This is a genomic window from Inquilinus sp. (assembly GCF_057815775.1).
Genome location: NZ_JBYRFX010000413.1, coordinates 1 through 2489 on the forward strand (window position 1 = coordinate 1; position 2489 = coordinate 2489).

Annotated in this window: 2 protein-coding genes; both read left to right on the plus strand. The window is 64.9% G+C overall.

Features of this window, described 5'->3' with window-relative positions; all coding sequences use genetic code 11:
• Positions 1-87 precede the first annotated feature (87 nt).
• Positions 88-1104 carry an ABC transporter ATP-binding protein gene (locus tag AC3XYG_RS14665; RefSeq protein ID WP_489140579.1) on the plus strand — a complete coding sequence of 339 codons (1017 nt, stop codon included), beginning with the start codon at positions 88-90 and terminating at the stop codon, positions 1102-1104.
• The gene (locus AC3XYG_RS14670) at positions 1101-2069 is read left to right on the plus strand and encodes a peptide ABC transporter ATP-binding protein (RefSeq protein WP_489140580.1); all 969 of its coding nucleotides are present in this window, start codon (positions 1101-1103) and stop codon (positions 2067-2069) included. Before AC3XYG_RS14665 ends, AC3XYG_RS14670 begins: the two co-directional genes overlap by 4 nt.
• Positions 2070-2489: the final 420 nt, after the last annotated feature.

Here is a 2489-nt window from a genome sequence, read left to right on the forward strand (position 1 = left end):
CGGCCTCGCCATCCTGATCACCGTCCTGGCCTTCAACCTGCTGGGCGACGGCCTGCGCGACGCGCTCGACCCGAGACTGAAACGCTGATGCCCCTGCTTGAAATCCGCAACCTGACGGTCGAGTTCCCGGCCGGGAAGGGCCTGTTCCGGGCCGTCTCCGGCCTCGACCTCACCATCGATGCCGGCGAGATCCTGGGCATCGTCGGCGAATCCGGCTCCGGCAAATCCGTCAGCATGCTGGCGCTGATGGGGCTGGTCGCCTTCCCCGGCAAGGTCACCGCCGACCGCCTGGCCTTCGACGGCCACGACCTGCTGAAGATGTCGCCGCGCCAGCGCCGCAAGATCACCGGCAAGGACATGGCGATGATCTTCCAGGAGCCGATGACCAGCCTGAACCCCTGCTTCACCGTCGGCTTCCAGATCATGGAGACGCTGAAGGTGCATGAGGGCGGCAGCCGGCGCGCGCGCCGCGACCGCACCGTGCAGCTGCTGGGCCCGGTCGGCATCCCGGCGCCGGAGACCCGGGTCGACAGCTTCCCGCACCAGCTGTCGGGCGGCATGAACCAGCGGGTGATGATCGCGATGGCGATCGCCTGCAAGCCCAAGCTCTTGATCGCCGACGAGCCGACCACGGCGCTTGATGTCACCATCCAGGCCCAGATCCTGGACCTGCTGGCGACGCTGCAGCGCGACCAGGGCATGGCGCTGGTGCTGATCACCCACGACATGGGCGTGGTGGCCGAGACGGCGCAGCGGGTCAATGTGATGTATGCCGGCGAGCTGGTGGAGGAGCGCATGGTCGGCGGCCTGTTCACCCGGCCGCGCCACCCCTACACCGGCGCCCTCTTGGAGGCGCTGCCGGAGCGCAGCACCGGCCACCGCCGGCTGCCGACCATCCCCGGCGGGGTGCCGGGGCCCTATGACCGGCCGGCCGGCTGCCTGTTCAACCCGCGCTGCCGCAACGTGCTGGACCGCTGCCGCGCCCAGCACCCCGAGATCGCGCCGGACCGGGACGGCCGGACGCGCTGCTTCAATCCGATAGAGAGCGGCCCCGCCCAACCGGGCCCGGCCCCCCAGGGTTCGTCCGAGGAGATCCGCGCATGACGGCGGTCGTCGAAGCGCGGCAGCTGAGCCGCTTCTACGAGGTCAAGACCTCGCCCTTCCGCCCGGCGCAGACGCTGCGGGCGCTGAGCGAGCTGTCCTTCACCCTGCAGCCGGGCAAGACCCTGGCGGTGGTGGGCGAATCCGGCTGCGGCAAGTCCACCCTGGCCCGCGTCGTCACCATGATCGAGCCGCCGAGCGGCGGCGATTTGACCATCGACGGCATCCCGGTCGCCACCGCCGACGCCGCCCAGCGCCGCCGCCTGCGCAGCGCGGTGCAGATCGTGTTCCAGGACCCCTATGGCTCGCTGAACCCGCGCAAGAAGGTGGGCACGATCCTGGAGGAGCCGCTGAAGATCAACACCGACATGAAGGCGCCGGAGCGGCGGCACGCGGCCGAGGCGATGCTGTCCAAGGTCGGCCTGCGGCCGGAGCATTACGACCGCTATCCCCACATGTTCTCGGGCGGCCAGCGCCAGCGCATCGCCATTGCCCGCGCCCTGATGCTGCGGCCCAAGGTGGTGGTGGCGGACGAGCCGGTCTCGGCGCTGGACGTCTCGATCCAGGCCCAGGTGCTGAACCTGCTGATGGACCTGCAGGACGAGTTCGGCCTGGCCTATCTGTTCATCAGCCACGGCCTGTCGGTGGTGGAGCACATCGCCGACGATCTGGTGGTGATGTATCTGGGACGGCCGGTCGAGCATGGCGACAAGGCCACGATCTTCCGCCACCCGCGCCACCCCTACACCCGCGCGCTGCTGGCCTCGACCCCCTTCGTCGACCCGGCCAAGCGGGCCGCGCGCGTGGTGCTGGCCGGCGAACTCCCCTCCCCGCTCAACCCGCCGCCGGGCTGCGCCTTCCACCGCCGCTGCCCGTTCGCCACCGATGTGTGCAGCGTGGACCGGCCGGAACTGCGCCCGGTGGATGGGCGCGACGTGGCGTGCCATCATGCGGAGCAGGTGGGGTGAGGAGAAACGGGGCATCAGCACCGGCCCTTTCTAAAAGCGCTGTGCTCATTGCAATCTTGCGGCCCCGTCGGGATGTTCAACTGGCGTGACGTTGTGCAATACTGACATGAGTTGTCTCGGACTTTTCGATAGGTAAACGGGACTTGATTTTCCAAGTTATTCCGATTTTTGGATAGGTTATCTATCTACAACTAAAAACTCCCTATCGTGAATGGCTGAGCAGGTTTAATATCGGATTTAATTTACTACAAATTCTACTCACATGGCAAAATAGACTTGCATGAGCACTGAATATAAGGATTAGATTAACAAAATAGATATTGGCTCGGTTAAATATTTTCCTAAATAACTTAAAATTATAATATAATTTACATTAGATAAAACAGTATATATAAATCAATGGAGGCAATACAAGTGGCA